26 protein-coding genes and 1 tRNA gene are annotated in these 17,294 nt (G+C 48.1%); 7 read left to right on the forward strand and 20 right to left on the reverse strand.

Annotated elements, in window-relative coordinates:
* Positions 1-41 precede the first annotated feature (41 nt).
* Positions 42-1,034: a thioredoxin-disulfide reductase gene (gene trxB / locus ACLGLO_RS00785; protein WP_492128517.1), complete on the forward strand. Its 993-nt coding sequence runs from the start codon at positions 42-44 to the stop codon at positions 1,032-1,034.
* Here trxB and ACLGLO_RS00790 read toward each other — a convergent pair.
* The 3 genes from ACLGLO_RS00790 to ACLGLO_RS00800 form a co-directional block, all read right to left on the reverse strand.
* Positions 1,023-2,405 carry a digeranylgeranylglycerophospholipid reductase gene (locus ACLGLO_RS00790; RefSeq protein WP_492128518.1) on the reverse strand — a complete coding sequence of 461 codons (1,383 nt, stop codon included), beginning with the start codon at positions 2,403-2,405 and terminating at the stop codon, positions 1,023-1,025. The genes trxB and ACLGLO_RS00790 overlap by 12 nt on opposite strands.
* Positions 2,406-2,483: 78 nt before the next feature.
* Positions 2,484-2,837, reverse strand: coding sequence for a hypothetical protein (locus tag ACLGLO_RS00795; protein ID WP_492128519.1), 354 nt, complete (start codon positions 2,835-2,837; stop codon positions 2,484-2,486).
* A gap of 18 nt (positions 2,838-2,855) precedes the next feature.
* Positions 2,856-3,089 (reverse strand): hypothetical protein, encoded by a 234-nt coding sequence (locus tag ACLGLO_RS00800; protein ID WP_492128520.1) that lies wholly within the window; start codon positions 3,087-3,089, stop codon positions 2,856-2,858.
* 158 nt (positions 3,090-3,247) lie between these two features.
* Between ACLGLO_RS00800 and ACLGLO_RS00805 the strand changes: the two genes are divergently transcribed.
* Positions 3,248-4,231, forward strand: coding sequence for a geranylgeranyl reductase family protein (locus ACLGLO_RS00805; RefSeq protein ID WP_492128521.1), 984 nt, complete (start codon positions 3,248-3,250; stop codon positions 4,229-4,231).
* Between the two features lie 28 nt (positions 4,232-4,259).
* On the opposite strand, the gene ACLGLO_RS00810 is transcribed toward ACLGLO_RS00805, so the two are convergent.
* From ACLGLO_RS00810 to ACLGLO_RS00820, 3 genes are all read right to left on the reverse strand, one after another.
* Complete coding sequence (locus ACLGLO_RS00810) at positions 4,260-4,889, reverse strand: hypothetical protein (RefSeq protein WP_492128522.1); 630 nt, start codon at positions 4,887-4,889, stop codon at positions 4,260-4,262.
* A gap of 61 nt (positions 4,890-4,950) precedes the next feature.
* The gene (locus ACLGLO_RS00815) at positions 4,951-5,244 is read right to left on the reverse strand and encodes an acylphosphatase (protein WP_492128523.1); all 294 of its coding nucleotides are present in this window, start codon (positions 5,242-5,244) and stop codon (positions 4,951-4,953) included.
* Positions 5,234-5,791, reverse strand: coding sequence for a hypothetical protein (locus ACLGLO_RS00820; RefSeq protein ID WP_492128524.1), 558 nt, complete (start codon positions 5,789-5,791; stop codon positions 5,234-5,236). The genes ACLGLO_RS00815 and ACLGLO_RS00820 overlap by 11 nt, the downstream gene beginning before the upstream one ends.
* A gap of 142 nt (positions 5,792-5,933) precedes the next feature.
* Here ACLGLO_RS00820 and thiI point away from each other — a divergent pair, with 142 nt between their 5' ends.
* The gene (gene thiI / locus ACLGLO_RS00825) at positions 5,934-7,121 is read left to right on the forward strand and encodes a tRNA uracil 4-sulfurtransferase ThiI (RefSeq protein ID WP_492128525.1); all 1,188 of its coding nucleotides are present in this window, start codon (positions 5,934-5,936) and stop codon (positions 7,119-7,121) included.
* Positions 7,107-7,185, forward strand: a tRNA-Arg gene (locus ACLGLO_RS00830). Before thiI ends, ACLGLO_RS00830 begins: the two co-directional genes overlap by 15 nt.
* A gap of 116 nt (positions 7,186-7,301) precedes the next feature.
* Here ACLGLO_RS00830 and ACLGLO_RS00835 read toward each other — a convergent pair.
* From ACLGLO_RS00835 to ACLGLO_RS00880, 10 genes are all read right to left on the reverse strand, one after another.
* The gene (locus ACLGLO_RS00835) at positions 7,302-7,748 is read right to left on the reverse strand and encodes a PIN domain-containing protein (protein ID WP_492128526.1); all 447 of its coding nucleotides are present in this window, start codon (positions 7,746-7,748) and stop codon (positions 7,302-7,304) included.
* Positions 7,749-7,763: 15 nt separating this feature from the next.
* Entirely contained in the window at positions 7,764-7,964 is a 201-nt protein-coding gene (locus tag ACLGLO_RS00840; RefSeq protein WP_492129094.1) for an antitoxin family protein, read from the reverse strand.
* A 155-nt stretch (positions 7,965-8,119) separates the two neighbouring features.
* On the reverse strand, positions 8,120-8,572 hold the full coding sequence (locus ACLGLO_RS00845; protein WP_492128527.1) for a PIN domain-containing protein: 453 nt from the start codon (positions 8,570-8,572) through the stop codon (positions 8,120-8,122).
* The gene (locus ACLGLO_RS00850; protein WP_492128528.1) at positions 8,560-8,757 is read right to left on the reverse strand and encodes an antitoxin family protein; all 198 of its coding nucleotides are present in this window, start codon (positions 8,755-8,757) and stop codon (positions 8,560-8,562) included. The genes ACLGLO_RS00845 and ACLGLO_RS00850 overlap by 13 nt, the downstream gene beginning before the upstream one ends.
* 14 nt (positions 8,758-8,771) lie before the next feature.
* Complete coding sequence (locus tag ACLGLO_RS00855) at positions 8,772-8,978, reverse strand: hypothetical protein (RefSeq protein WP_492128529.1); 207 nt, start codon at positions 8,976-8,978, stop codon at positions 8,772-8,774.
* Complete coding sequence (locus tag ACLGLO_RS00860; RefSeq protein WP_492128530.1) at positions 8,962-9,168, reverse strand: antitoxin family protein; 207 nt, start codon at positions 9,166-9,168, stop codon at positions 8,962-8,964. Before ACLGLO_RS00860 ends, ACLGLO_RS00855 begins: the two co-directional genes overlap by 17 nt.
* A gap of 323 nt (positions 9,169-9,491) precedes the next feature.
* The gene (locus ACLGLO_RS00865) at positions 9,492-9,944 is read right to left on the reverse strand and encodes a PIN domain-containing protein (protein ID WP_492128531.1); all 453 of its coding nucleotides are present in this window, start codon (positions 9,942-9,944) and stop codon (positions 9,492-9,494) included.
* A complete protein-coding gene (locus ACLGLO_RS00870; RefSeq protein WP_492128532.1) occupies positions 9,941-10,141 on the reverse strand; it encodes an antitoxin family protein in 201 nt (66 codons plus the stop codon). The genes ACLGLO_RS00865 and ACLGLO_RS00870 overlap by 4 nt, the downstream gene beginning before the upstream one ends.
* 550 nt (positions 10,142-10,691) lie before the next feature.
* Positions 10,692-11,045: a DUF5615 family PIN-like protein gene (locus ACLGLO_RS00875; protein ID WP_492128533.1), complete on the reverse strand. Its 354-nt coding sequence runs from the start codon at positions 11,043-11,045 to the stop codon at positions 10,692-10,694.
* Positions 11,026-11,265, reverse strand: a complete 240-nt coding sequence (locus ACLGLO_RS00880) for a DUF433 domain-containing protein (RefSeq protein WP_492128534.1) — start codon at positions 11,263-11,265, stop codon at positions 11,026-11,028. Before ACLGLO_RS00880 ends, ACLGLO_RS00875 begins: the two co-directional genes overlap by 20 nt.
* Positions 11,266-11,656: 391 nt before the next feature.
* Between ACLGLO_RS00880 and ACLGLO_RS00885 the strand changes: the two genes are divergently transcribed.
* Complete coding sequence (locus ACLGLO_RS00885) at positions 11,657-12,403, forward strand: sulfite exporter TauE/SafE family protein (protein ID WP_492128535.1); 747 nt, start codon at positions 11,657-11,659, stop codon at positions 12,401-12,403.
* A 461-nt stretch (positions 12,404-12,864) separates the two neighbouring features.
* On the opposite strand, the gene ACLGLO_RS00890 is transcribed toward ACLGLO_RS00885, so the two are convergent.
* The 3 genes from ACLGLO_RS00890 to ACLGLO_RS00900 all read right to left on the reverse strand — a co-directional run bounded on the left by ACLGLO_RS00890 (position 12,865) and on the right by ACLGLO_RS00900 (position 15,227).
* Complete coding sequence (locus ACLGLO_RS00890; RefSeq protein WP_492128536.1) at positions 12,865-13,410, reverse strand: MutS-related protein; 546 nt, start codon at positions 13,408-13,410, stop codon at positions 12,865-12,867.
* Positions 13,410-13,724 carry a hypothetical protein gene (locus ACLGLO_RS00895; RefSeq protein WP_492129095.1) on the reverse strand — a complete coding sequence of 105 codons (315 nt, stop codon included), beginning with the start codon at positions 13,722-13,724 and terminating at the stop codon, positions 13,410-13,412. The genes ACLGLO_RS00890 and ACLGLO_RS00895 overlap by 1 nt, the downstream gene beginning before the upstream one ends.
* Before the next feature lie 279 nt (positions 13,725-14,003).
* Entirely contained in the window at positions 14,004-15,227 is a 1,224-nt protein-coding gene (locus ACLGLO_RS00900) for a hypothetical protein (RefSeq protein ID WP_492128537.1), read from the reverse strand.
* Positions 15,228-15,410: 183 nt separating this feature from the next.
* On the opposite strand from ACLGLO_RS00900, the gene ACLGLO_RS00905 reads away from it, so the two are divergent.
* Together ACLGLO_RS00905 and ACLGLO_RS00910 are read left to right on the forward strand one after the other, a co-directional pair.
* Positions 15,411-16,043 (forward strand): hypothetical protein, encoded by a 633-nt coding sequence (locus ACLGLO_RS00905; protein ID WP_492128538.1) that lies wholly within the window; start codon positions 15,411-15,413, stop codon positions 16,041-16,043.
* Positions 16,012-16,536 (forward strand): PIN domain-containing protein, encoded by a 525-nt coding sequence (locus tag ACLGLO_RS00910; protein WP_492128539.1) that lies wholly within the window; start codon positions 16,012-16,014, stop codon positions 16,534-16,536. The genes ACLGLO_RS00905 and ACLGLO_RS00910 overlap by 32 nt, the downstream gene beginning before the upstream one ends.
* 283 nt (positions 16,537-16,819) lie before the next feature.
* Here ACLGLO_RS00910 and ACLGLO_RS00915 read toward each other — a convergent pair whose 3' ends face one another.
* On the reverse strand, positions 16,820-17,059 hold the full coding sequence (locus ACLGLO_RS00915; protein ID WP_492128540.1) for a UPF0175 family protein: 240 nt from the start codon (positions 17,057-17,059) through the stop codon (positions 16,820-16,822).
* Positions 17,060-17,294 lie beyond the last annotated feature (235 nt).

A 17,294-nucleotide genomic window follows, 5' to 3' on the forward strand; every position in this document is an offset into this window, starting at 1 on the left:
CATTTAAACTCTCTGAAGCGAATGCAACCGAGGTGGTTCTCTTGTCGCTCAGGCTTGGAGCTCCCAAAAAGAAGGAAGACAAGATAGACGCTGACGTCCTGATAATAGGCGGTGGGCCCGCAGCCTTCGGGGCGGCTCTATACGCAGCCCGCTACAGGCTCAATGCCATCGTCGTTGGGGAGGCTCTAGGAGGACAGCTCAACAATACATCCGAGATAGAGAACTATCTAGGCTTCGAGAGGATAAGCGCCAGTGAGTTGATAGGAAGGTTCAGAAAGCACGTCGAGTCCTATGGAGTGAAGATCCTTCATGACAGGGTCACCGAAGTGAAGAGAGAAGGGAAGAGATTCGTAGCAACGACCAGGAGTGGGACGAGAATAACCTCCAAGGCTGTCATCGTTGCCGTAGGGCTCAAGAGGAGGGTTCTCGGAGTCCCGGGAGAGAAGGAGTTCACCGGTAGGGGGGTGAGCTACTGCAGCATCTGCGATGCGGCTTTCTTCAAGGGGGCTGAGGCTGTGGCAATCGTCGGAGGGGGAGATTCAGCCATGGAAGGGGCTTCCCTCCTGAGCAGCTATGCCAAGAAGGTTTACCTGATCCACAGGAGGAGCGAGTTCAGGGCGCAGCCTATACTCGTTGAAGAGGTCAGGTCGAAGCCGAACGTTGAGATGCTGCTCGACAGCGTTGTTACAGAGATCGTTGGAGATAAAAAAGTAACCGGGGTGAGGGTGAAGAACCTCAAGACGGGTGAGGAGAAGCTTTTGCCCGTTGAGGGGGTCTTCATCGAGATCGGGTTCGAGCCTGATCTCCCCTTCATAAAGTCCCTTGGCCTGGAGACCGATGACTACGGGTTCATAAAAGTCCACGGCTACATGGAAACGAACGCCGAGGGGATCTTTGCTGCGGGAGACTGCACAGATCTGTGGAAGGCATTCAGGCAGGTGATCACTGCTGCAGCCCAGGGGAGCGTCGCTGCCCACGGGGCCTACAGGTACATAGAAGCGCTCAAGCTTTCGGAAAAAAGGTCATCTTCCTGATCCTATTTCCCTGAGGAACTCCCTTCTGAGCTCCTCAACCGACTCCTTCCAGGCCCTCAGCCCAGCTGGAGAAGAAGGGTAGCTCATGTAGAGCGACTTCATTCTGCTCATGAACGCCTGGAGCGTCCTGAGCTTGAGGAGGAGGCTCGGCCTCGAAGAGATCTTGAGGATCTTGAAGAAGTCGTCCACTATTCTCATCGCCCTCTCTATGCTCCCCTCCCTCAGCTCTCCCTTCCTCCCAAGTATGTCAACATCCTCCTCGCTCACTATCCTCTTCTCCATGATGAACTCCAGGTCCCTGTCGCTGAGGTTCTGGAGGAATATCCTCGTCAGCTCAAGAGATGCCTGCTTGGCCCCTATCATCTTCATGTATCCTGTGTTCGCACCCCAGAGATCTGAGGCGCTGAAGCTCCCGGCTTCGTGGGCCTTCTCTATTCCGCGGGCGGCCCAGTAAGCAGCTATCATTGCGTATCCCATCCCCCCTCCGTGCACCGGATTTACAGTGAAAGCTGCATCTCCAATGACTATGAAGCCGTTCCACACGAGGCTGTCTATGGGCCTCCTCGTGGGGACGCTCGCCCCCATGCTGGAGATGACCCTCTTCCTCCTCGATACCTCAGGCCTCTGCATGAGCCTGCTCATGTATATGCTCATGGGGCTGGGGTGCCCCATGCCTCCCTGCACTCCGAGCCCTATGTTTGCCCTGTTATCTCCCTCCGGGAAGAACCACCAGTACCCTCCTGGGGCGATCTGCTGGTTCAGATATATCCTTATGATGTCCTTATTCGGAACCTCGTAGTCGAGCTCCACTATTTCTCTGAAGGCGACGTCGCTGTCCTTCGGATCGAGCTGTTCCGCTACAGGCCACTCTCTCGGGAGGTGCCTCTTCAGCACCCCGGCCGTTCCAGTAGCATCAACGACGACGCTTGCCTTAACCTCCCTCTTCCCGCTGCCATCGCTTACCTCCACGCCAGCAACTTTCCCGTTCTCGAGCAAAGGCTTGAGGACATGAGTTTTGGGGAAGAACTCGACTCCCCCATTGACTGCATCCCTGAGCAGCCTGTTTCCCAGCTTGTTCCTGTCGATTATGTATCCTTCTCCGTATACTGTGAAGACGTGGCTCTCATTTGGGCTGTATATGCTTATTCCCCTGACAACCTGCTTTATCTCGTCCCCCCTCGGAGATGGTATGCCCAGCTCGCTGAAGTGGTGGGCTCCTATGGCATTGCCGCACGGCTTCCCCCATAGATCCTCCCAAGACCTCGTGTCGAAAACAGCTACCCTGTAGGACTTCTGAGCGGAGAGGAGGTATGCGAGAGTCGAACCGGCCGGCCCGGCACCAGCAATCACAACGTCATATTTCTCCTGCATTTGGAATGCACCCTGAACAACTCCTGAATTGGAAATCACGTTTAAAATAACTTGCGCCAGAATTCGAGGAGATCCCGATCATTCAGAGGAGCAGAGAGATCTCGCTTCCGCTTCAGTCCTCTCGGCCTCCTTCTCGAGAAGCTCCTCGGAGAGCTGCCTGGAAGACGCTATTTCCAGGCTTATTATCTGGACGATCCCGTACTCTTCATCGATGAGGGCTTCCGCCCTCCTGGCTATCCCCTCTCCTGAGGAAAGGGGGATCTCCGCTATGGAGACCCCTCCCTGGATCCTTAGAATGTCCTCTGGGCTCTGAGATTTGAGGCCGCTGCACTGAATGAATGCATCGATGAAGTAGAGGAAGGATCCGTCTTCATTGGGGCCGATCTCCACAGCCCTCCTGTGGGGATCGAGCCAAACATACCTGAAGCTCATGAGAACCAGGGTCCCCTTTCACTTTACCCGCTCAGTGAAGAGGACCAGCTGTCCCTTGCAGTAGGGGCACCTGTAGTGCAGCACCCTCGCGTCTGCCTCGCAGAAGTAAGCACCATACTTCTTCTCGCAGTTGGGGCACTTGTAGACGATCTGCCTCGTTACATCCATCAGCCTTCCGCATATCCTGCACCTCTTTGTTACCCAGCCCAAGTGTCCGTGGGAGTTGATGCCCTTCACCTTTCCTACTGACATTCATTGGCACCTCTCAGAGCAATGGTTTTGAGCAAATGCTTCTTTGAATCAAACTTAATAAATTTAATCTGCTGTTCCCAGATATCCTCGAGAAATCCGGGGAGCTTTGAAAGCCCAGCCATCGCGGAAGGATCTTTTGATCCGGGGGAGAGAGAAGCTTGAGAAGCAGGAAGATCAGGGTTTTCGGCGCAGGTCCTTCAGGGGCCTCATTTTCCATCGCCGCCCTCGTGAGCGGAGGAGCAGAGAGCATAGTAGCTTACGACGGAGAGTGCCCCTATAGGAAGCCTTGCGGTGAAGCTTTGCTGAACCAGGATATGGAAATATACGATGTGCAGCCCCCGATCGTCGAGGAGATCAGGGAGTTCCGCGTCCTCCTGGATGGTGTTACGATAGCGGAGAAGAGCTACTCATCCCCCCTCTGGTTTATAATAGACAAGAGCGAGTGGGTCTCCCAGATGAGGAGGGAAGTGGAGAGGCTGGGCGGGAGAGTTCTCTGCGCGAGGTCGAGGCCCTTCTCGGAGGATGGGGAGATAGCCATAGATGCTAGGGGGCCCTTCTCTGAGGGGAAAAAGAGGATACCGATAGCGAGGGCGATTGTGGAGGGGGAGGAGCTCCACCAGAGCGTTGTGCTCGACTTCGATTCGAGAGGCATAGGGTTCTACTGGATGTTCCCCTCGAAGGGGGGGAAAGTGAATGCTGGGTACGGATCCCTCCTCTCGAAGAACCCGAAGGAGAAGCTTCTGGAGTACATAAAGAGGAGGATCCCTCGTGGCAAAGTGGAGGATCTCTCCGCATCCGTTATAACCATAGGATTTCCGAAGCCGAGCGTGCGGAGGGGGGTTTTCAGCATAGGGGAGGCGGCAGGAACAGTCTTCCCTCTTACGGGAGAGGGGATCAGGCCCTCAGTATACCACTCCGTAACCCTCGCCAAGCTGATCTCCGAGGGGCTCGATCCTGAGAGAGCCTATGAGGAGAGCTTCCGAACTGGAAGGATGGGATCCATGGTTAGGCAGATGAAGCTGCAGGAGAGGGTGCTGAGGGCCTTTCCGAAGTTCCCCCTCTCGGCGAGGAGGGCTGCTATAAAGCTCCTTCCGCTCTTCATAGACCGCTACCTGAGCAGGGGGGAGATCCCTCTTCCGTGAGATCAGAATTTTTCTCCTCAGATGAAGATCAGCTGCTGGAAGGCTTGATGTGCTTCTCTACAGACCGGGACAATATGACTATGACCATCATTACCGTTATCCCCCAGAGTATCGGGGTGAGCATCGAACCTAGGAAGGATACCTCGATGCCCCCCTGGTCTAGGGCGAATACAACGGTTATTATGTAGAGGAGGATCCTGAGGTACTCTGCCACTGGCCTCAGGAACTCGAGCTCCCCCGCAGACTCCTCTGTCTTGTAGAGGTAGCCGATGAAGGCATCGACGAGGAGGAAGCCGATGATTATTACTATGAAAGCCTTGACGAACCCCCCAATGTACACGATGAGTATGCTCCTGAGGATCAGGGTCGCTTCAACGAGCCCCATGAGGGAGGTTGTGGAGTACAGAGCTATGATGATGGTTGAGGCGTATATTATCCAAGCAGTTACCTTTCCGAAGAATTCGCTGGGCTTGTAGCCTGCCTTCGCTATGGCCTTGCCGACTGCGAACCTCTCTATCCACTCGTTCATCCCAACCTTTTCGAGGAGGTTCCTCACAGCCCAGCCGAGAGCCTTCCCGATCGCTATTCCCACGAGGAAAACAGCAACGGAAACTGCGATGATGGTCAGCGAGGAGTAAATTGAGCCTGCCAGCGCCATGCTCTTCTACCTCCATCCTCTTCTCTCCACATGCGAGATATTTAAAGTATCCTTATTAAGCTCAGTCGATCTGCTTCCTCCTTATGCGGAAGTCCTGGAACTCCCCAGTGTACTCTCCCCACTCCACATCGATCCTCTCGACGAACGCCATGGGAGGGCCTCTCCTCGCCTCTGCTATGAGCTTCTGGAGCTTCTCGTCATCCCCCTCAGCAACTATCTCAACGCTCCCGTCCTCCACGTTCCTGACCCACCCACCCAGCCCAAGCTCATCGGCAACTGATTTTATGAAGGCCCTGAAGAAGACTCCCTGAACCCTTCCGTAGACCCTTATGTGCACTCTGGATCTACCAGGCATGGCAGAGGCTTCCCCCCTCTATCGCAACCAGTGAAGCGTTGTAGTAGCTCCCTACTCCCGAGTATTCAATGCTGAGTATTATCCCAGTATTTGGATCCACCGTTATCACCGCTCCGCTGCTGGGGTCGTAGTACTTTATTCCAAGGAAGGTTATCCCCGAGACGCTGTACTCCTTAATACCGACTGGAAGCATGTTGTCTACCAGCCCTATTTCCTCCATTCCAAAGCCTTCTGCAATCCTGTAGCTGTGCGTCGAGTTGTAGAGGGGGGATCCCTGAGGTGAGCCCTCAGTAGCGTTCAGAACAACAATGCTAGCATTGTAGATTCCCAGAGCCCTCGCGGTCACGGTCTCTATCCTGATCATCTGCTCCGTGTAGTTTCCCTGGACGTAGGTTATGTTGTACACGAGCTTGAGGCCCGGCTGCGAGTACATGGGCATGTAGTTGGGGCAGTCGACCTGCGATGCAGCTACGGTGAAGCCCAGAAGGACAAGGAGCAGGATGACTCCGAACAGGAGGATTATTGCCGATTCTTCGTCTTTCTCCATAACTGCAGCGCCCCGTTTATATGAAGAAATGAGTCCCTTTTAATACTTTCAATTCCTCTCTCTTCATTTGGGAGGAAAAGCATGGAACTTAATTATCTTCTGTAGAGCTAGAGCATAATGCAAGAGGTTAAGGTGTGCTGTCTTGAAGTACAATGTCGTCATCGTTAGGTTCGGGGAAATAGGGATCAAGGGGGCAATTGCGAGGAGGAGGATGCAGTCCCTCCTGGCGAGGAACATAGAGGAAGCTCTGAAGGAGTCGGGCTTTTCCGATGCTAAGGTGAGGGTGATCCCCGGGAGGATAGTAATCGAGGGGATTACCGAAGATGGGAGGGAGGCCTTCGCGGCTGCTAGGGTCTTCGGAGTCAAGAGTGTCAGCAGGGCTTTTTCAGGAGAATACAGAGACCTCAGCGACCTGGTCTCGAAGGCTTCAGATGCCGCTGAGAGCGAAGTCAGGGGGAAAGTCTTTATGGTTAGGGGGAGGAGAGCAGAGGAGGAGAGATTCACGAGCAAGGACGTAGAGAGGCTCGTGGGGGCGGAGCTGCTGAGGAGGGGGGCTCTCAGAGTAAACCTGGAGGCTCCTGAGGTGACCGTGTGGGTCGAAGCGAGGAAGGGGAGGTTCTTCGTCTACACTGAGAAGATCCCAGGACCCGGCGGCCTTCCCCTAGAGAGCGAGGGGAAGATCGTTGCTCTGGTCTCTGGAGGGTTCGACTCCCCTGTTGCAGCATGGATGCTCATGAAGAGGGGAGCGAAGGTTGACATAGCGTTCTTCAACATTGGGGGGAAGGCTCAGAAGGAGAAGTTCTTAGAAACAGTTAAGGCTCTCGTATGCAGGTGGTGCTATGGGTACAGCCCGAAGGTCTTTGTAGTCGAGCACAGGTGGATCTTCCCGTACCTGGAGAAGTTTCCCCATGGCTTCAGGACTGTTGCCCTCAAGTCCTCTCTCTACATAGGTGCAGAGGCCATAGCTGAGAAGGAGGGGGCCAAGGCCATAGCTACTGGTGAGAGCCTCGCCCAGGTCTCCAGCCAGACCCTTGAAAACCTCTATGCAACAGAGCAGTTCGTCAGCATCCCCGTCATGCGGCCCCTCATAGGGATGGATAAGGAAGAAATAATAGAGCTCTCCAGGAGGATAGGTACTTATGAGCCGAGCTCCAGGATGGAGGAGTTCTGCGCCATTGCGGGGCAGAGTGCGAGCACAGCTGTCGATGCCTCGAGGCTGAAGAGCCTATTGCTCAGCGTTCTTCCCCCTGAGGAAATTAAAAGGGAGGTGCTCAGCAATATTACCGTGCTGAGGAAGGAAGATCTGTGCAGCAGTGGGCCCGTTGCCTAGCCAGGACTAAGGCGCCGGCCTCCGGAGCCGGAGACCCCGGGTTCAAATCCCGGCGGGCCCGCCATATAGCTTTTTCCCTAGATTTTCTCCTTACTCCTGAGGAAATTATGTGCTAGGAGATTAGTAGAGGGGTTTCGCTGCCCTTCCATCAAAGGCGATTGTGGTTTATAATACTGTAGGCTAGGGAACCTCTTTTAGCCATGGAACGCGCTTGAAGTCTTCGTCAAAGATTAGAATGGTTTCTATATCGTAGTGCTTACATGTTAGTGCTATTATAGCGTCGCTTGGAGTTAGCCTGTATTTGCTCATGGTTTCTAGTAGCTCCTTGGGTTGTGCATAGTCTCTCAAGACACCTATGTCGAATTCGTGGAGCATTCCAGTGTAACGCTCTAGCATGTCAACTGCGAAGTCCAACCCATTCTTCCTTATATGCTCCTTTAGCCTGATGAGCTTCCCAATGCCCAGCCTCTTCTCTGCTATACGTCTTATTATCACGAATTCTACCTCATCGATTATCCCAACTGTCACCGCCAGGTCTGGATTCGAGGCTAAGAGTCTCTCAGCTTCATCTGCACGGTCTCCATCAAAGAGGTATTGTACGAATATATTAGTATCTACTATTTTCAACCCGCTTATCCTCTTTTAGAGGTCCTCGAACTCAGCCTCAAGTAGGAGTTCCTCTATCTTCTCCCCGCTCTCCTTTCCCAGTATACCCCGGTACTTCCGGAGCCTCCTGACCCGGTCCTCGTACCTCTCTAACCTTACAAATACCTCCTCCCCCTCTTTGAGCTCCACAGGCTCCAATGGCTTCAACAAGCCATCCTTATACACTGCTCTAACCACCTTGGACAATCCCCATGCACCCAAGAACTATTATGAGCATTCAGCCCAATATGTTTTATACTTCTATCCACGGAAAGTTTTCAGATTATCCTCCTTGGCATCCAGTTGATATATTCATCGTTGAAGCTAATCCTAACCGATAATTTCTCGTGAAACTAAGGAATAACCTTCAGCCATGGAACACGCTTGAAGTCTTCGTCAAAGGTTAGAATAGTATCTATGCTATAGTGCTTACATGTTAGCGCTATTATTGCATCACTTGGCAGAAGCTTGTACCTCAATACTGTTTCGTAAAGTTCTTGTTCGGTATAGGTGCTTGGTATTAGCCTTATGTTTAACCTTCTAACTAATTCTCTGACTGCGTTAATGACTTCTCCTGGATATCCTTGTTTCGTTATCCACCTCTTTAACGAGTATATTCCCTTTACACCATGCTTATGTTCTAGGTAATTCATTGTCGAGGTGTAGATGATCTCGTTGTGAACAGCCATATCGATAACATAGTCTCCAGGATTCTCTTCTAGTAAAGTCAGGGCCTGATTGGTCTTAGGCGTGTCGTGAAGAATATGGTAGAGTATGTTAGTATCCAAAAAGATCAAGAAGACCATGCCTCTTCTAAGTATCTCTCTAACTCTTCCTCACTAGATCTGCCTAGGATACCGATGAGATCCTTTATCCTCTCTCTAAGGTTTCTTTCAATCCTCACTTGAACTTCCTCACCTTCGTCTAGCTCTACAGGTTCTAAAGGCTTCAATACACCATTCTCATACCTGACCCTAATAGCCTTGGACATTCAGCTACACCTAACTATAATGTATAGCTTTGAAGGATTAAAGCACTTTGCAATAGAATATCTAATGCGAACCTTAGATAGACGTATAAAGTCTCGCTGGCTATTGTCCCTGTTATGTATCCACTCCACTCACCGTTAATCACTTTCTCTACTAGAGTCCTTGCATTCTCATCCCCAGCAAGGTATTTTATTAGTACGTTGGAATCATAGAGGACCTTCAATTTCTACCTCCTCTATAACCTTCTCAACATCCTCAGGCCTGACCGGGGGATTCCTTCTCTTGAGAACTCCAAAGAGTTCACCTACTGGCTTCTCAATCGATACAAGCAGAAGCTCTCCCTCCTCTAAATCCAAAGGTTCAAGAGGTTTGAGAACTCCATTCTCGTACTTTACTCTAATAACCTTAGACATATCCTAGCCCCATGCATATGCTTAGAGTGTTGAGGCAATAAGTCTTTCCCGGAGGTTGAGTGTTTCCAGACTATCATCATGGGTATCCTATAGGATTATCGTCCTGAAATATGTTTCCAATTGATTGTTTCTATTGGAAGCTCCGCTTTTATGTCCTCGCCCTTCGGAGCCGAAGATCCCGGGTTCAAATCCCGGCGGGCCCGCCATATAGCTATTTTCCCTAGATTTTCTCCTTACTGTTAAGGAAATTATGTGCTAGGAGACTAGTTGAGAGGTTTTGCTACTCCTCCATTAAAGGCGATTATGGTTGATAACACTGTGGGCTAGGGAACCACCTTCAGCCATGGAACACGCTTGAAGTCTTCGTCAAAAGTTAGAATAGTGTCTATATCGTAGTGCTTACATGTTAGTGCTATTATAGCGTCGCTTGGCAGAAGATTCAAACGAGTAGCTATATTTATCATTTCTCTGTACTCTATATCTTCTACTAGGACTTCCATTTCAAGATCTTCTAATAATCTACGCACACCTTCAATGATTAATTTGGGGTATCCATTTATAGCTATTATCCTTCGTAGACTATAAGGTCCTCTAGCTTCTTCTGAAGCTTGATAGTATTTTCTCACAGCAATGTAGAGAAGCTCATTTACAACTGTTGTACTTGTATGAAATTTTCTATCTTCTAACTCCTCTAAGAGCCTCCTAGCTATTTGAGTCAGGTTTGTCTTGAATAGTATGTTGTAGAGTATATTGGTGTCTATGAATACGCTACTCACTGTGCTTGAGCCTCTTCCTCATACTGCTTCAACTCTTCAACACTAGCTTCTCCAAACATTCCAACATACTTGTCAAGAACCTCCCCTATCCTCCTTTTGCGGATGAAAACCATTACCTCCTCCCCATCCTTGAGCTCTATAGGCTCTAGAGGCTTGAGAACTCCATTCTCATAGCGTACACGTATGACTTTGGACATTCAGTTACACCCACAACTACAATGTACAGCTTTGAAGGATTAAAGCACTTTGCAATAGAATAAAAACCTCCCGCAATAGATAATATTAATTATTTTCTCCGCGTGTGTGGTGCGCACTCTTCTTGACTCCTTGCAACATTTTGATATAGGTTTTGGCTCCGGGATGGGAGACCCCAGGGGCTCAAATCCCGGCAGGCTCACCACTTAAATATTCCATGATGATATATAAAGCCTCTCCTTCATTTAGGGGAAAATATGATTTATAAACTAGATAAGTAACTGGGTAATTCCCCATTCATTGCTGATAATCCTAATCGACAATATTTCATGTAACTAAGGAATAACTCTTAGCCATGGTACTCAGCCCATTACCCCTACCTCGGGAGGCCTCGAGCATTTGTGTTGGTGGCACAGTATTGATCATTGAGCGTTGCTTGAGATTTGCCTCCTTCACGCATCAGCTATCATCAATGAGAATAGGTAAAAAACTACAATTTTTATAATAAGCTTCCACCCCAACCTTAAAAGAAGGAGCTTTCGGTTCTAAACGTTAGTCATAAATCTCTATGTAATTATGCTCTACAACAATGAGCAGCCCAGCCTTAGGTTCTAGCAGGTTGGCTATTGAAGCTATTCTCTCAGCAATTTTAGGTATCTCGTCCTTGGAGAATTGGCAGGAAATGTAGATTACTCCGTTCTTCACTAGAGATAAGAAGCTTGGTGCCGCAAAGTCGGTGTCTCTTGTTAATATTGTTCTATCGAGCTTGTTTGCCATATCGACTAATTCTCTATCGCTAATACCTCGGGGTGCTAGATCCTGCAGTCGCGAGACATCTACACCGTACTGCTTCAAGATGGTTATCAGCTTTTTAGGCGTGTTTTCGTCAGCTAGAAGCTTCAGCAACTACTGTAAACCTCTTCATCGCTTTAGATGCAAACCTCAATGCTTCATATACAGCTTCCAACGGTATATCAAACTCCTCGGCAACCTCTTCAGGTTTCAAACCGGTAGCAAGCATATCCAGAATATCGTCAACAGATATTCTCGTACCCTTAACTGTCGGCCGTCCACCACGTCTGCCAGGCACAACCTCAAGCCATTTGTAATCGGGCAAGAGAACCATAACAGCCACCGCTAAGCAATATTATCAGGAACAGTGCTTTTATACCTTCTTGCTCTGAGATAGAGCTTTATCTCAGTTTCTAACCTTCACATTTACTTCTTACAGATCCTTAACTCCCACAGGCGAAGTGCTTTTTGAAAGCCGTGATAAATGTTCATAATTCAGCATAAAACTAATCGGTCGGTCAGATAGTACTGACCAGTCAGTAAAGTTTATAAGGGTTTTTGACTATACAGTCAGTCAGTATAAGTGGTCAAAAGTGAAAAACCTTGGTAAGCAGTCAAAAAATCAGTTTGAGAAAGGCCGGTTTAGTTTTTAGCCTGATAAGCGGTGCTGAAAGGCCACATCCAGCACAGCCTAAAGCATTAGCAGGAGGTAGCAGGTGATAGCAATGAATTCAGCGATAATATCTCTGTTAACATATGCCCTTTCCTCGATCTTCGCAATTGCCGGGATGGGTGCAGCTGGAGTGCTCATTCCCAACTACGTGACGCTGGGAATGGCTTACTACTCTGCGATTCTTGCTGGGCTTCTGCAGAATGTTTTTGAGCTGTCTGTGGCTACAGCAAACAATTTCCGTGCTCGCAACATAAATTTGAGAATGGGCCTGCTCATTTTGGTGCCAGCAGTGATCATGGTGCCATTCGGAGCATATACGAACATACATGTGCCGAAGATACTTGACCTGAGCGTCTTTGCTGCCTTCCTGATATTTGCCATTTATCGCCTTACCTCAATGACGGGAAAAGTAAACGAGCTGAAAGGCCTGAAAGGGAATGTCCTGGCAGTGATATTTGGTCTCACGGCAGGGTATATGGGGGGCCTTCTTGGAATAGATGCGGGCCCGTTTGCAATAGTCGCACTTACTTATGTCTTACCAGATCCCAAAAAGATCTCCGGCACAACTGGCTTTGTAGCATTCGCAGTATCATTAGCGGGGCTGCTCTCATACATGTCTCTGCTTCACGTTGACAGCATACCTCTCTGGCCGGAGCTGATTGTGGCTGGAGCGCTTGGTGGTCTCACGGGTTCATACCTGATGAACAAAATCAAGCCAGTTTATGTAAGATATACGATAATTGCGTTGGTGTCCGTAGCTTTGATTGAGGTAATACTTCGCATAGTATCCCTTATTTAGGAAGAGTTTCGTGTTTTTTCAAAAAACCCCCCTAACAAATAGGGAGGCACTCCTTATTCACTTTTTTAATCTCTCAAACCGCCTTCTGGAGACTGCTGATTAAAGGTTAAATTTTCCCAAGCGAGCTACTCCATCATGGAAAAAAGAGCTTTCTTCTGTCCCACACAACTTCATGCCATCAGCTTTTTCTGAGAGATGTGTGGCATACGACTCTGCCGTTCACCTCAACTGCGCCTTCATGTTTCGAACTGCAACGTTCTGTATCTGCGCTACTGGGTTCATAACGGTCTTCCTCGGACAAACTACGGGAGCAACGCTCCCCCTTCCAAACCAATGAACCGCTTGAAGGGAAGCTTCGCCCTTCTCCCTTCGAGGATTGGAGGAGGCCAGATTATGGGAGGCTGTTCAAACTGCGAAAGCTCCCGCCACGCTTCAAAGAGCCTGAGCTAAATTTGATCTTTTCACTCCGCTGCTTCAGCCTTTGGAAGCTCTTCGCCGAAGATCTTCGAGTATACTTCATCAGCATAGCTGGTCTTCTTCGGGGCTCCAGGGATTATCCTGTATGTGCGCGTTCCGTCCTCCTTCCTCTCCGCCCTCAGGAAGAGCACGTCGTCCTTTCTGCTTTCCATCAGCCACCTCTGGAGCTCGTAGAAGTGGGTGACGAAAATTATCCTTACTCCTCTCTCTGCTAGGGCAACTATTACCTCGCGGGCTATTTCCGAGCCCTCCCTCTCGTTTGTAGAGGAGAAGGACTCGTTCATGAGGAGGAGGGATCCCCTCTTGATATGCTCTGCTATTTCGCTCATCCTCGCGACCTCCTCCTCGAGCCTCCCCCTGCTCAGATTCGCCCTCTCTTCGGTCTTGAAGTGCGTGAAGATTCCGGAAGAAACTGAAGATTCGAAGTGCTCAGCGGCTACAAACATCCCCGCCATCATCATGAGCTGGGCCTGGCCTATGCTGCTGAGGAAGAATGTCTTTCCTTCCTTGTTCGGGCCGGAGATCAGCATTATGGCCCCCCCGAATCTAGGCTGTTGCTTACAGGCTTCCCTCCCATCCTGAGGGCGAGCGAAGCCTCCACAAGGTCCCTGAAGCGAAGGGCCCTGCTTTCAGGAGGGAGTGGTTCGGGGAAAGAAAGAGGGATCCCCAGCTGCTTCAGCCTGTCCCAGAGGTTCAGGGATCCTACGTAGAATCCAAGCTCGATCCTCAGCGAGTTAACGAACTCCAGCACGTGGCTGGAGGCCACGCTCAGCTTCTTGGCAGTCCTCTCGAGGGCCAAGTTCCTTATATTCTCCAGCTCCTGAAGCCCTCCCTCATCCTTTATGGTAGAGAAAGGTCAGCTCTATAGAATCTGGCTTCATGCTCGAACTTTCCGATTAAGCAAAAATCATCTTTTTTACATATTTTTAAAAGCTCTTTGATAGCTTTAGATGTGTAGCTTCCCGCCAAGACAAAGTATATTTTTAAATATTCTGACAAGCTAAGGAAAGAAATTCATGAAAACCAATCTATTTCTGGAAAAAATGCTTTAAATTATCATCTTTTTTGAAAGAGCATAGAAAGCAGAAATTAATGTTTTTCACTTTTTTGCTTTGAGCTAAAACTATAGGTATTCGTCTAAATTCTTAGATTTAAGAATTTTGTTATATTCCTCTAATCTTTTGAGTATTGTTTTATCCATTTTCAGTATTTCTTTACTGTTGAGGTATTGCATTGGATTTTCGTATTGTTGCCAGCCCTGGCCACTAAATAGTGGTTTTAGAACTCCTGTTTCAGCTAGGATGTGTTTAATGTTTATTTGCTTGACTCTCCTTTTAATATATGAAGACTTGTAGTTTTCCTTAATTAGCTCTGCTATGTGGTTTATTTCGGGTATAGCTAGCTTAGGTTCATTTACCATTTTCTCAATGTTTATGTATGTGTATCTTTCTCTATTGAGAAGCTTTTCTCTCCATAACGACTCATCAGCTCGAGACTTCTCTGCTACCTCCTGCGGTAGACCCTTTTCTTTATGATTTTCACCGATTATATCCGTCTGAGTAAAGTATGAAATAAGGTCTTCGGCAGGCAATTCCTCATATTTCTTTAAAACATTACCGTACTTTACATTTGCACCGTATATAATGACAGGTTCGCCTATGCTATCTTGAAGAGTCTTTGCAAGCCTTAAAACATAGTTGTGAAGCGTGTATTTTAACATAGGGTTTGAGCCGTTGTAATCAACGCACAGGAAGTTCTTAAGGGCCCGACTATTCCTGTTTGAGTGCTTCAAGTAAATTTCAAAAAGCTTCTCCCACATCTCTCTGGATATAGTATATGGTATAGATAAGGCAACTCCTACATCATAGGAAGTCATAACCTCTAAAAAATTCTCCATAAGAACCTCGACATTTGTCTCAGCAACTCTATGAAATATGGGTGTACATACGACGTCGGTTCTTGGGTGAGCTATGAGTTCTGCAATATAAGTACCATAAGAAAAAGCTTCATTTGAGCTGAGCTCGCGTCTTTTTTTACCCTTCAAAATAGGCAAACCTACAACTAGCTGGTTTCGGAGTGCTCTACTCATAAGGCTGTTAATTTTATCTTCCATTTGCTGTTGACGACGAGCATCTTTATTTAAGTCTTTTAAACGCTCTGGTGTAAAAGATATACTGACCTCTGCAATCCCCTGTAAGTCGCTCTCTTTTATAATGTTTCGATCGAATTCAGCTATGTTAACAGCATATGCAGGTGTTGCAAAAGAACCTCTCGAATGCCTTACTTTCAGTGCTCGAGTTGCCAACTCATCGCCTTCTTTAATGAGGCTCGCCTCTATTACGCCCATGATAAGTACCCTCATACTAAAGAAGTATATTTGCTATCTAATTTGCTATGTAAACAGTTATAATAAGTTTTATCATTATTCTTATATAGTAAGAAAACCAAACTAGCAATTTAATCTGAGTTGAGATGGAGTGATCCGGTAATGAGTGAGAAGAAGCCGAAGAGAGTGAATGTTTCTGATTTCATGCTGAAGCTAAAACGGATCACTAAAGACCTTGAAGATATTGACCCGTTGAACTGGGTTTTGCTGATTCTTTATGCAGCTAATGGAAAGCTCCCTTCTAAAGTGCACATCCAAAAGGCGCTCTTTATTGCATCTAGAGGCATAGATCAGCTGAGCGAGACGCTTGGATTTAAGGCATACAGAATGGGGCCTTGGAGCGAAGAAGTCAGCGACAAGCTGGAAGTCGCGCTCAACAACGGGCTAGTTTCTGAAACTGAAGATGGCTTCATCTTAACTGATCGAGGTATTGCTGAGGCTGAAGAATCGTGGAAGAAGCTAGATGAGAAAAGGAAGAAGGCTTTAAGCGACATAGCGGAATTTGTCAAGGTCATGTCCGAAGACGAGTTGCTCTTGTACATCTATGTAGTTTACGGATTTTCCGAGAAATCCGATGTTATGGAGAATCTTCTCAGGAAGCGGAAAGAACTGGCGGTGAGCATGCTCCAGAAAAAACTGATATCTGTGGAGTTAGCGGCAGAAATAGCTGGGGAGCCTCTGCCTAGGTTCGTCGAATATTTGAGAAGGAGAGGCATAAAGCCTTTTGAGGCCGAGGTAAGCGATATTGAAGAAGTTGAAAAAATCTTTAATACTTGACGCTACTGTCATAATAACTCTTAGAGAATTAGAGAGCTTAGATCTTTTAGAAGGCATACAAAAGATGTGCGATGCGAACATCATAATACCCCAGGCTGTTGTAGATGAATTTCAAAAAGCAAACACGAACCCGCCTATTTCTGATGCTTCGGTGGTTAAGGTACAAAGGGTAGAACTTCCAATAGATATCCCAAAAAGCCTCGGCAAAGGCGAGTCGCAAGCCATTGCTATAGCACTCGCTATATCGCAAGAACAAGAATCGCATGAAAATATAACATACGTAGTTACAGACGATAAGCATGCCAGAAGTGTATGCAATAAGCTGGGGGTAAAAGCAATAGGCACACTAGGGTTAATAGAGCTTGCCAAGAAGTGTGGGATCATAACAAAGGGAAAAGCCATAGAATTGTTAAACAAGATACCAAATACAAGCCTTTACATTACCTCGGCATTGTTGAATTCCGCTCGACACAAAATCCAGCATCAAATATAAAGGATGGTGTTTGATTAACTAAGCGTTGCTATAAATTTAATGATTGTTCAAGAAATTACATAAAGTCAGGGAGCGAGCATGTCGGGCGGTGAGGGTTTCCTAACCCTTGCAATCAGAATGAGGATTAACCCCGATCCTATGGAAAGAATACGATGTAAACACGAACAGATGCGGGGAACTGAACCTCCTAAAGGGAAGCTTTTCCCTTTAGAGAGGGAAGGAGGTCAGTTCTGCTAGCGCTATTATAGCGCTGGAATCCAGTACTAAGCAGCTGTTCACCTCATCACTCAATCTCTAGTTCCTCCCGAAGCTCTTCATCGATATAAGGATAGGCTTGTATCCCTCTCCTGCGGAGCTCTACTAGGAAGTCATACAGGCCCATTACAGCCAGCTCAGCAGCACGCTCAACGCTAACAACCCCCCTTAGGAATAAGTCAATTGCATAAGCTACCCTAACATCCTTCTCAACATCTCCAGCGTAATGGGAAGGCACCTTAACCTTAACCACCACTTCTCGAGACAACCATTCTCCCTCAATACCACTAATACATGGTATCTCTTAAATCTATATAGCCCCACAGCCAGAGAATGCGTGTCCTATGCATCGCTTCTTAAGATGCTCTACCTCTTCTACATCCTGAATGGAGAGGGTTCCTTTCGGGCGGTTCATTGGTTTGGAGGTACATCTCTTTCAATTTACCTCCAGCCCCGGCCTTCAGCCCATTAACCCTAAGGCTTTCAGTTATAATCTAATAATA

The organism is Fervidicoccus sp. SLHALR4 (assembly GCF_058692745.1).

Bases quoted from the DNA above. Each gene is read 5' to 3' on its own strand.
- ACLGLO_RS00790 (WP_492128518.1), bottom strand. From the start codon at position 2,405: ATGCAGGAGAAATATGACGTTGTGATTGCTGGTGCCGGGCCGGCCGGT.
- ACLGLO_RS00795 (WP_492128519.1), bottom strand. From the start codon at position 2,837: ATGAGCTTCAGGTATGTTTGGCTCGATCCCCACAGGAGGGCTGTGGAG.
- ACLGLO_RS00800 (WP_492128520.1), bottom strand. From the start codon at position 3,089: ATGTCAGTAGGAAAGGTGAAGGGCATCAACTCCCACGGACACTTGGGC.
- ACLGLO_RS00810 (WP_492128522.1), bottom strand. From the start codon at position 4,889: ATGGCGCTGGCAGGCTCAATTTACTCCTCGCTGACCATCATCGCAGTT.
- ACLGLO_RS00815 (WP_492128523.1), bottom strand. From the start codon at position 5,244: ATGCCTGGTAGATCCAGAGTGCACATAAGGGTCTACGGAAGGGTTCAG.
- ACLGLO_RS00820 (WP_492128524.1), bottom strand. From the start codon at position 5,791: ATGGAGAAAGACGAAGAATCGGCAATAATCCTCCTGTTCGGAGTCATC.
- ACLGLO_RS00845 (WP_492128527.1), bottom strand. From the start codon at position 8,572: ATGGTCTTCTTGATCTTTTTGGATACTAACATACTCTACCATATTCTT.
- ACLGLO_RS00850 (WP_492128528.1), bottom strand. From the start codon at position 8,757: ATGTCCAAGGCTATTAGGGTCAGGTATGAGAATGGTGTATTGAAGCCT.
- ACLGLO_RS00860 (WP_492128530.1), bottom strand. From the start codon at position 9,168: ATGTCTAAGGTTATTAGAGTAAAGTACGAGAATGGAGTTCTCAAACCT.
- ACLGLO_RS00870 (WP_492128532.1), bottom strand. From the start codon at position 10,141: ATGTCCAAAGTCATACGTGTACGCTATGAGAATGGAGTTCTCAAGCCT.
- ACLGLO_RS00880 (WP_492128534.1), bottom strand. From the start codon at position 11,265: ATGGTTCTCTTGCCCGATTACAAATGGCTTGAGGTTGTGCCTGGCAGA.
- ACLGLO_RS00885 (WP_492128535.1), top strand. From the start codon at position 11,657: ATGAATTCAGCGATAATATCTCTGTTAACATATGCCCTTTCCTCGATC.
- ACLGLO_RS00890 (WP_492128536.1), bottom strand. From the start codon at position 13,410: ATGCTGATCTCCGGCCCGAACAAGGAAGGAAAGACATTCTTCCTCAGC.
- ACLGLO_RS00900 (WP_492128537.1), bottom strand. From the start codon at position 15,227: ATGGGCGTAATAGAGGCGAGCCTCATTAAAGAAGGCGATGAGTTGGCA.
- ACLGLO_RS00905 (WP_492128538.1), top strand. From the start codon at position 15,411: ATGCTGAAGCTAAAACGGATCACTAAAGACCTTGAAGATATTGACCCG.